Source organism: Flavobacterium sp. FlaQc-48 (assembly GCF_044007335.1).
Lineage (GTDB): Bacteria > Bacteroidota > Bacteroidia > Flavobacteriales > Flavobacteriaceae > Flavobacterium.
The window spans coordinates 1-18,621 of record NZ_JBIPCR010000033.1 but is presented as its reverse complement, the minus strand read 5'-3'; the positions used below and the strand labels follow the sequence as shown (position 1 = coordinate 18,621).

Here is an 18,621-nt window from a genome sequence, read left to right as displayed (position 1 = left end):
AAAGCCTCCGAGTAAACCTTACCACCCAGTTTGTCATTTCGACGTAAGGAGAAATCACACACGTAACTCGACAAAGATTGGCAACATTCTGTATGGAATTTCTAGTGTGATCCCTCGTTCCTCGGGATGACAAAAATAACGCGAACCTCCCTTTACGGGGCTTCGACTCCGTTCAGCCTGACAAACTAAACCTTAATTACCAGCCATCCAACTTTGTACCTTTGAACCTTTGTTCCTGTGCACCTTTATACCTTTGTACCTTTGAACCTTTGCCTCTTTGAACCTTTGCCTCTTTGAACCTTTGCCTCTTTGAACCTGAAAAAAACCTATTGAAACTCGAAATTATCCAGCATCAATCCTTTCAAATCCTCTCCTTCCAAAGTGATTTTATACGTTCCTGCATTAATATATCCTCCCGAAGTTGTATTCAACACCTTCCATTTTTCCGGTGAAGGAAAAAACTCAATGGTATCATTTCGCATCAAAATTCCGTAAGCATCTTCCATTTTGAATTTTACTTTTAATGGCGTTTCATTTCGGTTCATAAAACGGAAACGCATTAAATAAATTCCGGCAACTCCGGGTTTTACTTCAAACTCAATGCTGTTATTGGTCTTTTTTGTGAACTCAATATAATCCGCTTTTTTGAAATTTCCTTTTTCAATTCCGGTTCCGGTTACTTTCGCGTTTTCTGCTTCAATCACAACTACAGGTCTTGAATCGTCTTTTTCGCCCATATCGTAATTTGGAACTACGATAATTGAACTCAAAACTATTCCATTATCAAACGAAATTTTTTCTCCTTTTTTTACTTTTTTAGAAAAAATACTGAACTCAACATTGTTACTATTCTTTACAATTTCTTCTGATTTTTTATAATTGGATAGCCATGCAAATTGTGTTTTATTTTTCTTGTCAATTAACAGGTATACATCAGAATCTTCTTTGACATTGAAAGAACCTTTAATTTTAGATTGGGATGAAAACTGCAAATAATCAGCTCCAAAAACTTCTGACGGTAACTGAGTGAAAACAATATCTGAATCTGAATATTGTTTTGAATTGATATCGAGCCACGAAGCTTCTCCATTATAACTTTTATCATAAAAATCTAAAACAAGATTTTGAATATTCTTTGCTGATTCCTTTGCCGGCTTTACGTTTTTGTTTTTTGTTGCAATCGCAATTGCAGAGATAATGGCCTGTCCCGCTTTTACATTTGGAAACGAAATAGTAATTTTTCCGTTTTTGCTCTTCACCACAAAAGTTTTCTTCAATGCTTTGTCGTGTCCTGCTTCTGACCAGATATCAAAATCTTTTAAAACCACATTGTCATTGATCGCAACATCAAACAAACGCCAGCCTTTGCAATCTAAACCTCCGCCCGTTCCGTACCAAGGTTCTGTAAAATACAATTCTATTAAATATTCTCCGTCCGGTGCAGGAAATTCATAACTCAGTTTATCAACCCCATATCTGAAACTCTGAAATAAAGCCTCATCTTTTGTACCGTTTACGGGATCAAAAGTACTGCGTTGACTGGCATAAAAATCCGGAAGTTTCTCGAATTTATCTGTCCAGGATAACGAACCCCATGTATTTTGTCCACTTTTATGTGTATCTGTAAGCCAAATGTTTCCGGAACTGTCTGTCAGCTCTGAACCGCCGCAGTTTACTCTGTAAATATAATTATATCCTTTTTTGGGTTCTAAAATATCCGTTTGATCAGGATATAATGCACTTAAATTGGGGGCTTTCGGCAGTGTATTCAAAACAATATAATCTTTGGCTACAGCTACACCATTTACATAACCAACCGCATATAAAACGTTGTACTGAATGTTGACATTATTCCATTGAAAATGCTGACCTAAGCCCGGATTTTTCAATCTGCCTAATGATACTTTATTCACGTCGTTGAACAATTCGACTTCATCACAATTGGAATAAACATCTATTCCTTTTTTAATTCCCACCGAATCCCAACGACTTGGCCAGGTATGTGAAACGATATACACCATTGGATTGGTTTTGTTCGAAACATAATTAGCACGGTACATATAATACGCATCCTGAGGTTCTCCCCAGATTGTAAAAAGCCCTTTGTAATTTACCGGTCCCACTTTGTCTATATCCCTAAAACCTTCTCCGTTCTGAACGCGTCCCGGATTTTCGTGCGAAGCAAAAAGCCAATTGAATTGTCCCGCAATTTTATCTTTTACCGACTCTGCTTCGCGGACTTTAATTTCCATTAATTGGGAGAATCTGTTTTCGCTAAGAATTCCTTTTTGATCAAATTCACCTTCTGTATGTAAGTCTGCTGTACGCCATGCGCCATATTCACCGTTTAATAACTGGGTAGTCATTTCAAGATGATATTTTAAGGGATCTCCTCCGTAGGTTCCGGACCAGTTCTGTACAACATTCCAGTCTGTTCCTTCTCCTCCGTTACAAGTTGTGACAATACGCTGCGAAGCTGACATCGGATCCATTTCGCGGATGATTTTAGTACATTCCTCGGCAAATTCTTTTGGAATTGTGCTTTCGTTTTGCAATCCCCACATGACTACTGAAGGACTGTTTCTGCGTTCTTTGATCCATTCTCGTAATAAGGTTTTAAAGTTCTCTTTGAATTCAGGAGTATCATACCAAATGTGTGCTGAAAACTGACTCCAAAACAGAATTCCGATTTCGTCCAGTTCTTTCTGGTACAATAAATTATGGGGTTGATGTGCCTCTCTGAAAGCATTAAATCCAGCCGCTTTTATCTGCTCGATTCTGGAATGAATCTGTTCGTCTGAAAACGAATGGCTGTTCCCTATTAAATGTTCGTATTCGCAGGTTCCGTTGATGAATAACGGTTCATCGTTGATAAAAAACCGATTGTCTTTTCCGTCACGGCTAACTGGCCAGCTTACCCAACGAATTCCATAAGGTGTTTGTAGTTCATCTATTTTTTTCCCATTTTCATAAACAGACGTAACCAATTCATATAAATATGGATTTGATGGCGACCATAATTTAGGCTGAGGTATTTCAGGAAGTGTTTGGTTTATTTCTTTTGTTTCATCAGAATTAATGGCAATATCACTTTTTACCGAAACTACTTTTTTTCCGTCTTTATCAAAAAGGACATTTTCTATCGTTAAATTTCGGTTCGAACTGCCGTAATTTTTGATTTCGGTTGTGGTATGAAGGATCGCTTTTTCTTTAGAAGTGGCAGCATCATTCCAGATATGAACGCCAAAAGGTTCTATTCTGACTTCATTGGTAATGACCAAAGAAACCGGTCTGAAAATCCCCATAGGCTGAGAGCCTTCAGAGAATCCCCATTCGCCGGAACATCCTCCGCAAACCCACGGTAAATCAGCAATAAAAGAGGGATGGGCTGCTTTTACCAAAATTTTATTTTCTTTTCCTAAAACCACTAATTGGGTTATGTCTATTGTAAAAGTAGTTCTGCCGCCTTTGTGTTCTCCGGCTTTTTTACCATTTACCCAAACGGTTGCATAGGAACTTACCCCTTCAAAATACAGGAAAAGTCTTTTCCCTTTAGCTGATTTATCTAGTTTTAATGATTTTTGGTACCAGGCAGTTCCGTGTAAATTGCCGTGTTTTGTTCTTCTGAATCCGTAATACTGATCCCAATTGTGCGGTACATTGACATGTTGCCATTGTGCATCGATTTTTGGATCGCTGACAAAGGCTTCTTCTTGTTTTGGAAGCTGGTCTAAAACAATAGTAGCCCAAGCGGAGTTCAGCGAAATTTCCTGACGAAATTTTGCTGAACTATTGCCCTGACTCCAAACAAGGCAACTACCTGAGCAAAAACAAAAAATAAAAAAAACTATTTTCTTCATATTTTTTAAAATCCTATATTTTTATAAAACCATACAAGTAGCTCTGCACAGCAATCTTACCAATCTTTGTGAAGCTTCTGGTGTGATCCCTCGTTCCTCGGGATGACAAGATTGTGTTTGTATTTTCAGTTAGCCCTGGCAGGTTTCAAAAACCTGTCAGGGCTAAGCTAACAATGAATTTGCGTTAGGGATAGAAGCGATATCCTTTTTATTTTTTCTTTAAAAATAAAAAGATATAGCGGATAGCCCGGCCGAAGGCAACGCCCAAAACATCAATAAAACAACCAGTCTATTGCACCTTTTTCTCCTGCATCGATATAACCTACATCACGTGGCGTTACGGTTTGACTGGCATCTATAAATCCTAAAATCAATACTCTGCCTTTGCCCAAATCAAGCTTGTTTTCTCCGGGCTGAAAAGTATACGTATGAATATTTACACGTGGTAATTCCTTAAGATTCATGGCGCTTGCTAAGATCACTTCGGCCTGACCGTGTGCATTTCCTGCAGCATCTGTCTCTAAACTTGGCGGAAATAAAAATCTCTTCTGGTCTGAATTGAAATAACCTACAACCAGTTTTACGGCTTTAGTATTTTTGAATTTCAGCTGTGTTCCGTTCTCATTCTGAGACGTTTCATCGAATGCAATTCCTTTCAGGTTTTGCAATTCCGGCGCTACTTTTGTAAGCTCGGAAATTGGTGTTCCATATACTTTTGTTCCATTTTTTACTACATAAGTTCCTTTGTTTTCACTTAATAAAGTGACTTCGGCAGTCTGCCATGGTTTACCTTCTTTGGTTGCTATCTTACCATCTTTTGATGATTTTAATAAGCCTAAGTTTCTTTTAAAATTAACCAGTTCACGTTCGTAATGGGGCAAAAGTTCTTTCCATGTTTTGTTGTTTCCGTCGTCTCCGCCAATCGGAATACGACGTTGTGCAGTTTGCATACTATTGGCATACCAATAGGTATCTTTTGTAAGATCGACCAATAATTCATAATATTCGATACTTTTTTCTAAATGCGGCAGCGCTTTGTCAAGATCTGAAATATCATTTGAGTAGCTGTATCTTAATACCAATAACGCTGCTTTTACTTTCTCCGAAAAGAAATCCGCGAAAGCTTTATAAGCATGCATATCATTTTTAAGACGTAAAAATTCCTCTTTGTCTTTCGTTACTTTTGGTTCGGCTTTGTCTATCGCTTCAACGGCTAATCTACCGTGTTCTGTGATTTCTGCAATAATTTGAGTTGGAAGTTCGCCTGAATGCGGTTCTTTATTCCACTCTTTTTTAGCATATTCTAAAAGCAATTCTCCGGCAGGTCCACACGATTCATGAAATCCCGGATACACACGCCATTTCGATGGATTTACCAATTGACTTTCGAACATTCCTAACAATAAAGTCTGACGGTTTCCTTCTGTGATTCCAAAACGTCTTAAGGTTTTTGGCGCAATTTCTCCGGTTTCATCGTAGGCTTTTTGGATGTTATTCGCGGCTTCTAAATCAGTTCCGTATTTAGCCGCTAAATCATTATCCCAATATTTAATTTCTTCCTTTCTGTCTCTTTTACTGTCCCACGCATATCTTGCCCAGGCTTTGTACCAAATCCAGTCACGGTCCATTTCGAGAATTCGTTCGCCTGATTTGGTTTTATCGGCTGAATAAGGCCAATCCCAATAGGATGCCTGAGGATATAAATGCAACGCATTAGCTCCGTGAACACTGTGCATAGCCTTAACCGTTTTCTGGATAAAATCAGGAGAACCGTATCTAAAAGGTTCTAAATTGGCCAGGATATGTACATTCTCAATATGAATTGATTTTAAAGCACTTAACTGTTTGTGCGTTTCGCCCCAAGGACCGCCTGGCGTATAAGTCGTTAAAGATTCTCCGGTGTATTTACTTTCTGTGTACAGATTTTTATACAACGGAAGTGATTTTTCCATGACCAAAGGGCCGTCTGTATCATGCGAACGCAAGATAATTGGCGGCTCGTCTGTTCTTCCCAAAGCTTTTAAACCGTCCTGAACGCCCGGTATAATCGTTTTGGTAAACCATTCTACATCATCATCGATGGTGTTTATGGCTTCGCCCAAACAAACCAGTAGTCCGACATTTGGATATTTCTCTATAAAAGCCGCAATTGATTTTCTGGTATAATCTGAAAGTAAAGGCGTAATTGGACGGGAACGATCCTGTGTTTTAATATTATAATGCTCTGCAAAAGGTTTGGAAACAATGATATTATAAAACATCTGAATCACCCAGATGCCTCTTTTATTGGCTTCTTCGGTCAGGAATTTATAGATTTCTTCGTTCTTTTTAAAATCTTCTTCACTTACTTCCATTGCAAACGGATACTCTTTGAGTTTTACCAGTGAAGCAAACGGATGTCCGTTCCATAAATACAAGGAATTCATTCTGTTATCGACCATCATATCGAGGTACTTGGTCCATAGTTTTTTATCGTAAAACCATGGAAAAGTTTCCGGTGTATAAGGATATTCATAAACGTCCCTGCCCGGAAGATAAGTCGTTTTTTGCATGCCAATGCAAGCGCCTCTTAAAACCATTTCGGGACTGTCTTCAATGTTCATTTCGGTTGGAATTTTACCCGAAGTTTTAATTCGGTCTGCCAATTCCATTGCGCCATATAAAGCTCCGGAAGCATCAGTTCCTTCGATATAAATGCTATTTTTTTGCGTACGAATCTGAAAGCCTTCTTTTTTGATGAGTTTACTATCGTCGATTTTAGCGCTTTTTGCGTTTTGTTTCCAGAAATCGGTTCCTTTTTCTCCAATAACAATCAACTGGTCTTTTGATTTAGTGATTTTATTTGAAGAAGTAATTTTGAAACCTTTAGCAGTAAGCGTTTCTGATAGTTTTTCGGCACCAAACTTTGCTCTGGGTGAATTGGCGTCACTAATAATTGTGACATTTTGCGCTGTTGCGAAAGTGACGTAAAAACCTAAAAAAAGTAAAGTAAAATATTTCATTGTATTGTAATTTTTATTTGACCGCTTTGTCATTTCGACGGAGGAAACCCGAGCGACAACAAATAGACGCAGTAAATCTCACACGTAACCATACCTAGTGTGATCTCTCCTTCGTCGAGATGACAAAAAACGAGAATAAATCGGCTTGATCTGCAAAATCTGCGTGAAAAAATTAACTCTCGCAGATTTTACAGATCTGGCAGATTCCTTTGTATTCTAATTCTGGAAAATACGTTTTAAGTACGCGACGTTTGCACCGTAATTCGCTTTTACATTATGAACCTGTGTAACATCTCTTGAACGTTCTACGATTAGCCAGCCGCTCCATTTCATTTCGTCCAGCGCTTGTTTTATTTTTGGCATATCAATCGCAGTATCATTTTCCAGCCAGACTTTGTCTGTATTTGAAGCATGAATCTGTGCCAGGTGTTTTTTGCCTAAAATCTTTAATTCGGTTATAATATCTCTTCCGTTATCTACAGCATTCGCAAAATTGAAAGAACTTTTAATATATTTTGAATCGATTTCTTCCAGTAACTTTTTCTCTTCAGTGGCATCTAATGAGGTTTCAATAGCAATTATCCCTCCTATTTTGCCTACTTGTTTTCCTGCCCATTTTAATCTTTCGATAATTATTGGACGTAATTCAGGATTTTTAACCAAATCACTTTCTGTACCCAGAGGCAGATAAGCCACTTTTACGTTCATGTCTTTCATTGCTTTTATACAGTCTTCGATCATGGGCACTATGGTTTCTCTTTTGGCAAAAGACTGCGCATAAAATCCGGACATGGCAATAGAGCTGATTCCGACATTCAATTCCTTGGATTTATCCAGAAATTTTTGCCTTTCGATCGGGTCGCCTAATTTACTGTCAAAAGTTGGCCGGTTTCCTAAACCTCCCATATCGAGTTCGATTCCGTCTGCTTTTATTTCTGCGGCCAAACCAAAGGATCCTAATTTTTGTCTTTTTAAAATCATCCAGTCGCACACCGCAACTTTGTAACGCTGCTTATTATTTGATGGCTGAGCCGTTGCACAACTATTGAAACTAGTGCACAAAACAGCAAAAAATAAAACAATGACATTTCTTTTAGAATAAATTGACTTCATATTTTTGTTTTTTACCATTAAGAAAGTTAAGCCTGCTGGCTTAATCAACTTAATTCAGGATATAAGAAAATAAAGCTTAATGAAAGTTAATATCTTCATGGTTAAATTTAAATTCTTATTCTTCTTCAGCCTTTACAGCTGTCACAACTTTGTTTTCATCTCCGGGCCAGATTCCGTTTTTGATAGGAATCGTTTTTAATTTGCTTGGATCAATTTTTACATATTTCAGCTTTTCCCTTCTCCATGTGTAAACGATATGTACCATTCCGTCAGAACTCTGGATCATCGACGGATACGAATATTGACTGATTTTGGAGTCTTCTAAAACTAATGCTGCATTCCAGTGAATTCCGTCTTTAGAAACCGAAACATTTAATGGCGTTCTTGGACCTTTTGCTTCTGTTCCCGGAGGCAAAACATGATTGTACACTAATAAATGCCTTCCGTCTTTAAGCGTTACGGCATCTGTTCCGGAATTATTATTGGGAAGACCAATTAATGCTACATCTGACCATGTTTTTCCGTTGTCTTTAGAAAATGTACTAAAAATGGCTCTGTTTCTGGTTCTTCCAATGGCCTGAATACTTCCGTCTTTGTGGAATAAAATACTTGGCTGAATGGCATTGATTTTTTGTTTACCTCGTGGTAAAGTATCTCCCATGATCCATGTTTTTCCAAAATCCGGTGTACTTTCCATGCGAAGTCGCCAGCCATCGCCTTCGATACTTGACGGACATAATAAAGTTCCGTTACTTAATAAAACAGGTTTATTTTTGATTGGCCCTAAGAAGCCATTGGGCATTTTTTGAGCTTCAGACCATGTTTTTCCGTTATCAGATGAAGTTCTGATGACACCCCACCATTCCGATGGTTTGGGACCAATTTTATAGAAAAGCATTAAATCTCCACCCGGAATTTGATATAAAACCGGATTCCATGTTGGCAGTCTCGGGCCCTCTTTCATCACGCCATCGGCTACTTTAACACCTTCGCCCCATTTATCACTTCCTTTTGGTTTTATGCTTACGTAAATACAAACATCCGGATGTCTTTCATGCGTTCCTCCAAACCAGGATGAAACTAAATCCCCATTTGTAGCTTCGACAATTGTAACAGCGTGACAAGACGGATAAGGTGCTTTATCGTATATAAATTCATCTACTAAAATTCCTTCTTTCCAGGTCTTATTTTGTAAAGTTGCTTTACAACTTCCCAAAAGTAAAATGCCCAATAACGCAAATGCTACTTTTATTATCTTCATTACTAATTTTTATTTTGACTTACAATTTTTTGATTTTTAATGCATTCCTAATAATTTTTCGCACAAAATTATTTATTAAGTGTAAAAATGACACTAAAAAAATAAAGATCTATCCTGTACTGTCCCGAATTTTATAAAAATGTATTTTCTTTTGTGATTTTTAACAATAGTAAATCCGGCAATAGCAAAAATCATAAAATCTTTGTCAAAGTTTTAAACTTTGACAAAGATCTAATTACATAATTACGATAGTATAATACTACACTACTTTTAAAACTCAAATACTATTGTTTGACATTCAAAACATACGAACCAGAAGGCAATGTCAAAACAAGTTTATTGTTTTCGGCTTTATAAGATGTCGAAGTTTTATCTAACTTTTTATTATCTAACATTACAGCTGGAGCATTCGTTGTGGGCAAATAAACCATTGCAGAAGTATTGGCAGGAATGGTAATATTCCATTGTAAAGTATTTTTACTTTTTTTCCAGTTGCTTTTTATCGTTCCGTAAATTGATTCATATGAAGCATTTACAAACGTTAAACCGGTTTCGAAATCCGGTTTCATGATAATTTGTCTGAATCCGGGAGTTTCGGGATTGCTTTTGATTCCCGCAATGTTCTCATAATACCAAATCAGTAAATCACCCAGTAACATCACATGGTTTTGCGAATTCATTTTAGGATCTGCGGTATTTCCATTCCACAGTTCCCAAATGGTTGTTGCCCCGTTTTTAGCCATATAACCCCAACTTGGGTAGGTATCATTCGAAGCTAATTTATAACTCAAATCCGGTCTTCCGTACTCCGATAAGGTTCGCATTAAAAACTGCGTTCCAATAACTCCGGTACTAATATGGCCTTTATAGGTTACTTCTACTTCATGAACAATGTTATCAAATACTTTTGACTGTAGATTTTCAGGAACCATCCCAAAGGCCAACGGAAGTAGATTTGCCGTTACCGTATTGTTTGCATAATTGTTTTTTCCGGCATTGAAAAACTTCGCATTAAAGGCTGTTTTTACTCTTTCTGAAAGTGAATTGTAATATTGAATATCATTAGAGTTTGTTCCGTCAATCACTGCGAACTTTTTCATTTTTTGCAGTAAATGATAATAAAAAGCACTTGCAATTAACTCCCCATTGGTGGTTCTTGCGGAGTCTTTCGAATGAATTAACTCTAAAGATTCCGGCGGAACGCACCAGTCTCCGTATTTGTCTTTGGTCATTACATCTTTAACCAAATAATTCTGTTCCATATACACCACCCATTTTTTCATGGAGGAATAATGTTTTTCGATCACTTTTTTATCGCCAAACTGCTGATACAACATATCTGCAACCGTAATATAAGTTCCGGGCCAGGTTACATTATCGCCATAATAACGCCAGAAAGCCGGCGCCACATCGGGAATTCCTCCGTCAGCCGTTTGTGCATTTTTAATATCGTCGAGCCATTTGGCATACAAAGTCTGATTATCAAATAAAAAACTTTCACCATACGCTCCTGTCGTTCTGTCTCCCAGCCAGGGCTGGCGCTCGTTTCGCTGTGGACAATCGATTGGCATTCCTTTATAATTCCCTCTGATTCCCCAATAGGCATTTTTGAAAATCTGGTTCATCACAGCATCAGATGATTCAAAAGTTCCTGTGGTTTTAATATCGTCGTAAACTACTTTTCCAACAAAATTATCTATTGTTGGTTTTGTTGTATATCCTGAAACTTCGACAAATCTAAAACCGTGAAAAACGAAAGCAGGTTCCCAAATTTCTTCTCCTTCCCCTTTTAGGGTATAAACATCAGTCGTTCTGGCATCACGCAAATTTTCGATATATAAAGAACCATCTGTTTGTAATGATTCGGCAAATTTCAATTTAATTTTATCACCGCTTTTTCCTTTTACCTTCAACTGCAGCCAGCCTACCATATTCTGCCCCATATCTAAGATATAAGTTCCTTTAGGCGTTTGTTGGATCGAAATTGGTTTTACCTCGCCCATTATCTTCATATTCGGCGTCATTTGTGCTTCATAAAAACCACCCGGTTCCTGAACATATTCTGCCAATAACCACTTTTTATCATCGAAATTCGTCGTATTCCAATTTTTCATTTCCTTGCGGGCATCGTATTCTTCTCCGTCATATTCATTGTTGGATAAAATAGGGCCGTTTGTGGTTACTTTCCAGGTATCGTCCGTTCTGATCACTTCTTTTGTTCCATCTGTATAATCGATAAACAATTGAAGTGCCATTTTAGGATAACCGAAAGTTTTGATTTTATAAGGTTTAAAATCCTGACGCATCGTAAAAAAACGTCCGTTTCCTAGAACCGTTCCCAGCATGTTTTTACCTTCTTTAAGTTGAGAAGTCACATCAAAAACATTGTATTTTACATTTTTGGTATAATCTGTTGGAACCGGAGCTAAAACCTGATCGCCAATTTTATTTCCGTTAATATACAATTCATATAAACCCATGCCCATAATATAGACCTTGGCATTTTTTACTTGTTTCTTTAAGTTGATTTCTTTTCTTAAATAACGTGCTGATAATCTGGAATACTGAGAAATACTATCTCCCACAGAGGCTTTTTCATAACCAATCCAGCGTGTCGATTTCCAATCGGCATAATTCATAATTCCCATACTAAAATGAGCTTTTTCTACCGATTGAATTTCTCCTTTATTCGTCCAGACGATTACTTTCCAAAATGCATTTTGACGGTTTTCCAGTCGTTTTCCGTTGTAAATAACATTTACAGATTCATCGCTTTGTACTTTACCGCTATCCCATAAATCTGCTTTATTAGCATTCAGGTTCTCTAAAGTAGAAGCTATAATAATTTGATATGCCGTTTGTTTTACATCCTTTACATCAGCATTTATTTGCCAGCTCAATCGTGGCTGAACCACATCAATTCCTTCCGGATTTTGGAGCATTTCGCATTGCAAATTCGTAACACTGATTTTAGTTTGGGCTTTCGCCGCCATTGTGAAAAGTGAAACGACTATTGTAAGATGTAAAAAAAACTTTTTCATAAGTTGTGTTTTAATGATATGCCTGTACTGTTTTTTACCCGCAGATTTGAAGAAATTAAACGGATTGGTACGGATTTTATTCTCAGTTTTTATCATCCTTCCTTCGTCAGGATGACAAATCAATAAAAAACCTGCGTCAATCTGTTTCATCTGCCAAAACCCCTGAACCGATAATTATTCCGAAACCAATTTCTCTAATCGTTCAGAAACCGCAATTTCTTTCCCGTTTTTAAAAATCCTGAAACCTTTTCCTTTATGGTATTTCTCTCCTGTTTTATCCCAAAGAATTGTAATGATATTGCCATGATATAAAACATTATCCAGACAAAACCAATCCCATTTCTCCTGCGGAATCAAGGGATTCACTTCGATTTTTTCATCTGCTCTTGGTCGTAAACCTACCAATCCTGTAATCATTAAATCGTTAAAGGTCGAGTGATTGTAATAACGGCTGCGTTCTCTGTCACCCATTAACCAGTATCCGGTCGTTTCGTCCAGGTATTCTCCTAAATACGGTCTTCCGCGATAATATTGCGATTCTACATACAGGTTCATATGTTTGAAATAATCCGGCTTAGCTACAAAACTCTGATCGTAATTATTCAATACATTTGCCAAAGCGGTTAACGTCTGAGAACTTGCAAAAGGCCAAATCGCCCCATCCCATTCGCAAGTTCCCGTTCCGTGCGATCTAAAACGAGGACTTCTGCGTTCCGCTGTTGTTAATCCAAACGGTGCCGAAAATCCTTTTTCATCCTTAATTTGTTCCCATGCTTTTTCGAACCCTTTGTCTTTTTGTGGTAAATTAAAATACCACGGAATAAATCCAATCGCTTCCCTGACCTGTGCTAAAGTATCTTTTTCTGTAAACGTTTCAAAAAATTCACTTTTAGGATTCCACAGTTTAGTTTCTACTAATTTTTGCAGTGTATCCGCTTTCGCTTCAAAATAATTTTCTTGTTGGGTATCGCCTTTCAGCTTCGCAATATTAGCCAAAGCTTTTGCATTTCCAAACATATAACTGTTAATCGTTGGGCGCGCATTTCTAAATTTTCTGGCACCGCTCAGTGATTCTTCCATTCCATCTTTTACATCAAACTGCCAGAACAAGCCGTCTTTGCGTTTTCTGTCGCCTTCCCAGGCTGCATACTCAGCAACAAGATCCGGATACATATCCAGCAAAAACTTATCGTCTTTATTCACTAAATAGCGATTGTACAATGCATCCGCCGTCCAGCTGCTAAAAGTTCTGAGCTTTTTCATGGGTTTACCGTCATTTCCCCTAAACCACAAATGTACATCCTGCTCGATATACTCCGGATTATGCAGCCATCGGAATTCATTAATGTGATGTCCTAAAGCACAACTAATCATATTGTATTTATCAGCGTACGAACGGTCTACCAAAAATTCTGTAATCGCATATCCCTGAGGTGTTTTCTTGATGTGTTTTCTCGCACTCCACCATCTGAAATAATAGATTTCCTCAAAATTTTGCTGCGGACATTCAAACAACGGAATATTCTTTTCCATCCAGGTCCAGGCACTGTCATTCGGAATTGCAAATTTCAAATTCTCATCTTCCATCGTGTTGAAATAATCCACGTAATGTTTGAAATTTACCGGATTCAAAACTACCGAAGTTCCTTTTTGAGAATGATTTGCGCCAGATTTGCAACTTATGTTTATAGTTGAAATCAAGATTAATAAAGCGATTATTTTGTATTTAAAATGGTGTAACATATTCTGTTTCTATTGTATTCTTTTCATATAGTTTTGTCATTTCGACGTAAGGAGAAATCACACGCGGGATTCCGTAACGAGAATCACCAATCTTTGTCGAGTTTCGAGTGTGATTCCTCGTTCCCCGGAATGACAAATTAGACGCATAATTTATTATACCTAACAGGTTTAAAAACCTGTTAGGGAATTCTAATTCCCAGTAAAAGTATACATCTGCCCTGCTTTCATATTCACATCGTAAATATTATAATTTGGCAGTTTTACTTTTTCCAGTTTTGCCTTATCAGATATAATAGGTTTCTTCACTTCTACATCATAAAACAACGGATTTACATTTTTCGCTTTTGCTTTTTTAATCGAATTTCCTTTTAAAATATTTTCTACTTTAAGTCTGCAGTTTCCGCCAATTTTAGAATAAATTTTTAATTCAGACACTTTATTGTTTTTCCAGGTCATATCGATTACAAATCCGCCTCTGGCGACTAAACCTTTTATACTTCCGTCTTTCCAGACACTTGGTAAAGCGGGCAATAAATGAATTGCATCTTCCTGGCTTTGCATCAGCATTTCGGCTATTCCGGCTGTGCATCCAAAGTTACCATCAATCTGGAAAGGCTGGTGTGCATCTAACATATTCGGATACGTTCCGCCGCCTTTTTTCTGGTCAGCCGTTACCAGGTGCATTTGATCCTGAATTAATTTATAAGCGTGATTTCCATCTAATAATCTGGCCCACAAATTCACTTTCCAGCCCATTGACCAGCCTGTAGATTCGTCTGTTCTGTAAATCAAAGATTGTTTTGCCGCTTCAAATAATTCAGGTGTTTTAATGGCTGAAATCTGATTACCCGGATACAATCCGTACAAGTGCGAAACATGTCGGTGATTGTCTTTAGGATTGTCCCAATCTTCCTGCCATTCTTGTAGCTGACTGTGTTTTCCCACTTTCATTGGAGGCATTTTTGCCAAAGCTTCACTTACTTTATTGGTATACGCCAAATCCGGAGCAACCAATTTTGACGCTTCGATAACATGGGTAAACAAATCAAAAATCAATTGATTGTCCATCGTAGTTCCGGATGCAATTGTCGCTTTTCCGGTTCCGCCTGCATGTGTGTTTTCAGGTGAACTTGATGGTACAACCACCAAATATTTGGTATTAGGATCGATAACCATAAAATCAAGGAAAAAATCTGCTGCACCTTTCATTATCGGATAAATTTCTTCCAGATACTTTTTATCACCTGTATACAAATATCTTTCCCATAAATCCTGACAAACCCATGCACCGCCCGTTGGCCACATTCCCGAAGCTGCAGAGTCTACCGGAGCGGTTACACGCCAGATATCGGTATTATGATGTAAAACCCAACCGCTGGCATTGTACATCATTCTGGCTGTTTCTGCACCCGTAACACTTAATTCTTTTGCCATTTGAATAAACGGCTCATGCATCTCAGAAAGATTTGTTACTTCTGCCGGCCAGTAATTCATTTCGGCATTAATATTTGTGGTGTACTTGCTGTCCCATGGCGGCGTTACCATATCATTCCAAATCCCTTGTAAATTGGCAGGCTGTCCTCCGGGCTGCGAACTTGAAATTAAAAGATAACGACCAAACTGGAAATATAAACTCGCCAGTTGCGGATCAAATTGTTTCGGGAAATCCCTGATTCTTTCATTTGTTGGTTGCTTTGCCGCTTCATTTGTTCCTAAATCAAAAGAAACCCTGTTGAAGAATTTTTGATAATAGGCAACATGATCTTTTTTGATCGTTGCGAAATCTTTTGTTTCGGCTTTAGCCAAATAATCCTTGCTTTTCGCAACTTCATCCCCGCTGATATCCTGATAGTTTTTAAAATTAGTGGCGATCGAAATATAAAGTGTTACTTCATCTGCTTTAGTGATGCTGATAATTCCGTTGCTGGCTGAAACTTCTCCGCCTTTATTTTTAGCTGTTAGTCGTCCCTGAAATTTGACTTTCCCTTTTACACCTTCAAAATTACTTCCCAGTCCCGAAAGTAAAATCTGATTGCCCTCCGTGCCTGCAACCGTTTTATCAAGCGGACTGTTCATAAAAACATTTGCTGTAATCTGGCCCGGCTGACTTGCAGAGAGTTTCACTACAATGACCTGATCTGAAAAAGAAGCCAGTATTTCTCTGGTAAATTCTACTCCGTCAACAGTGTATTTTACTTTGGCTGTAGCATTTGCAATATCTAAATCCCTGTAATAATTCGAGTATTTCTGATGTCCCGGAAACGAAATATAAACACTTCCAAAAGTCTGATACGGCATTCCGTCATTGGTTTGCGACATAATATCCTGCGTAGCCAATTCCTGTGCTTCATCAAATTTTCCGTCAAAAATTAATTGTCTTACAATGGGTAAAGCTTTTAATGATTTCGAATGGGCATTGCTGTTTGGCGAACCTGCCCAAATGGTTTCTTCGTTCAATTGCAAACGTTCGACCGCAGGATCACCAAAAACCATTGCACCCAAACGTCCATTTCCCAAAGGCAAAGCTTCGTTCCAGATTGCGGCCGGTTTATCGTACCATAATTTCAAATCGCTGTTGTTTTGCGCAGTTGCTGCAAACGAAAAAATTCCCAAATAGAGTACTGCAATTTTTTTTCTTATGTTCATATTGTATGTTTTTTGGCCACAAATCGCACAAATTAGTGGTAACCTTTTTTATTTCTTAACCTCGTAAATTTTATTATTCTTCTCTCCAAACATTTCATATAATTTGTTAATGTCTTTTAGAGCATTGGCTGGTAATTTTTCACCCTTATCACCAAACACAAACATTTTTTCTTTGGGTTCCATTACACAAGTCGATTCATCAATTTCGCCTTTTGCGTTTTTGACTTTATTCAGGTCCAAACCTAAATATTTTGCCATAAACGGATACAAAGCCATACGTTTTGAAACTCCAAAATCGTGTCCTTCATTCGCAAAATGAGCATTTTCTACCAGATCTTTCTTTCCGTATAATTCATACGTTCTTTGGATAAAAGGAAATTCCAGTTCCGGAACTGCCAATGTCCAGTCTTTTCCGTCAGAAACTATTAATTGTGGCTTTGGCGCCATCATCGCAGAGATTTCTGCGTTATTCGTTCCGTTTCCACAAAGGTGAATTCCACGGCCGCTTTCACAAGGGCAACCTCCTGAAAAATGTGAAGAAACCATAACAACGGGAGCTGAAACTGTAATTCGATCGTCTAAAGCTGCCAAAAACATCGTGTGCGATCCTCCTCCTGAACCTCCGGTAACCCCAACTCTTGACATGTCGGCATTTTTGGTCGTAGCCAAATAATCCAACAATCGGATTCCGCTTAAAACCTGAACGGTCGAGGCAATACTATTTCTATGTGTTTCTTCCGGGAATTGAAGCAATGATTCTCCCCAGGCAAACAAATCGTAGCTCACTACAATCGCACCCATTTTCGCCATAACAGCACAACGGTATTGTTCGTCTTTTCTATATCTTCCGTCGCCAAAATGTCCGTCAGGCGTTAAGATAATTGGGGCTTTTTTATTGAAGGGATAAGGTCTGTAAATCGAACCTGTGACATAAAGACCGGGAAGAATTTCTAAACCAATATTTTCAATACTGTAATCTTTATAGATTCTTTTTGGAGTGAGAATAGGTTTTGATTTGGGCATTGGAAGTGCTTTATCCAAACCAAAAGACGTTATCATACAAGCTTTTATTTCTTTTTTACGCGATTCCCATTCGCCTACATTTGAATACAAAGTCGTTAAATAAGCCAAACGTTCTTTTCCTTTATCTACTGATACCTTATGATTTTCATATTTTCTGATGATGTAAGTCCCGTCCGGCTGTTTGAAATACATTAATTCAAATGGGGCCAGAATGTTGGTTAACGAAATGGCCAGATTTCCCGGTTCTATTCTCCAATAGGCATAGTCGAGTTCTTTTCCTTTCAATAAACCCCGGTCATCGTTAATGGTAACATGAAAAACTGTTTCGATTTTTTTTAATGTTTCCGAAACGGGTTTTCTGAAATTTTCATCAGAGGTTATTTGTGCATTTGCATATGTCACTCCGAAGAATAAAACTGCTAGATATATTTTAATTTTTATCATTTATTATGTATTAACTAACTTAAAATTGAACACGGATGACACGGATTCGCTAAAGCGAAGACGCAGATTTCCACGTATTTTTTCTGTTTTTTTTAGATATTTCTTTGCTTTAATTAGATTATTCTAAGAGCAACTTTTTTTATCCCGTAGGGATTTAATCTTGGTAATAAAAAAACTAGCTCTCATTTGTCCCGTTAGGGACTAAATAAATCTCAACCTGTTGTATAGTCCCTAACGGGACAAAATAAATTCGACTTTTTTCTACCAACATTAAATCCCTAAAGGGATAATTGATTAAAAATTCCGTTTTTCCGTGTCTTCGCTTTAGCGAATCCGTGTCATCCGTGTGTCATTTATATTTTACATTCTATTGTATATTTTCCTGAACCTAAATTTAAATTCTTTGTCAATTTTCCGTTTACTTTTATTTCTGAATTTTTATCCAACGGCAATTTTATTGTTGCATTAAATCCCTAAAGGGATAATTG

The 18,621-nt window shown here is 37.7% G+C and carries 8 protein-coding genes; all 8 read right to left on the bottom strand.

Features of this window, described 5'->3' with window-relative positions; genetic code table 11:
• Nucleotides 1-326: 326 nt before the first annotated feature.
• Nucleotides 327-3,860, bottom strand: a complete 3,534-nt coding sequence (locus tag ACHRWY_RS27380; RefSeq protein ID WP_395359173.1) for a malectin domain-containing carbohydrate-binding protein — start codon at nt 3,858-3,860, stop codon at nt 327-329.
• Between the two features lie 272 nt (nt 3,861-4,132).
• Complete coding sequence (locus ACHRWY_RS27375) at nt 4,133-6,862, bottom strand: glycoside hydrolase family 20 zincin-like fold domain-containing protein (RefSeq protein WP_395359171.1); 2,730 nt, start codon at nt 6,860-6,862, stop codon at nt 4,133-4,135.
• Between the two features lie 216 nt (nt 6,863-7,078).
• Nucleotides 7,079-7,975: a sugar phosphate isomerase/epimerase family protein gene (locus ACHRWY_RS27370; RefSeq protein WP_395359169.1), complete on the bottom strand. Its 897-nt coding sequence runs from the start codon at nt 7,973-7,975 to the stop codon at nt 7,079-7,081.
• Nucleotides 7,976-8,090: 115 nt separating this feature from the next.
• Nucleotides 8,091-9,236 carry an exo-alpha-sialidase gene (locus ACHRWY_RS27365; RefSeq protein WP_395359167.1) on the bottom strand — a complete coding sequence of 382 codons (1,146 nt, stop codon included), beginning with the start codon at nt 9,234-9,236 and terminating at the stop codon, nt 8,091-8,093.
• A gap of 284 nt (nt 9,237-9,520) precedes the next feature.
• Nucleotides 9,521-12,277, bottom strand: a complete 2,757-nt coding sequence (locus ACHRWY_RS27360; RefSeq protein WP_395359165.1) for a glycoside hydrolase family 78 protein — start codon at nt 12,275-12,277, stop codon at nt 9,521-9,523.
• A gap of 174 nt (nt 12,278-12,451) precedes the next feature.
• Entirely contained in the window at nt 12,452-14,020 is a 1,569-nt protein-coding gene (locus ACHRWY_RS27355; protein ID WP_395359163.1) for an MGH1-like glycoside hydrolase domain-containing protein, read from the bottom strand.
• Nucleotides 14,021-14,209: 189 nt separating this feature from the next.
• Nucleotides 14,210-16,666, bottom strand: a complete 2,457-nt coding sequence (locus ACHRWY_RS27350) for a glycosyl hydrolase family 95 catalytic domain-containing protein (protein WP_395359161.1) — start codon at nt 16,664-16,666, stop codon at nt 14,210-14,212.
• Nucleotides 16,667-16,714: 48 nt separating this feature from the next.
• Nucleotides 16,715-18,133 carry an alpha/beta hydrolase family protein gene (locus tag ACHRWY_RS27345; protein ID WP_395359159.1) on the bottom strand — a complete coding sequence of 473 codons (1,419 nt, stop codon included), beginning with the start codon at nt 18,131-18,133 and terminating at the stop codon, nt 16,715-16,717.
• Between the last annotated feature and the right edge of the window lie 488 nt (nt 18,134-18,621).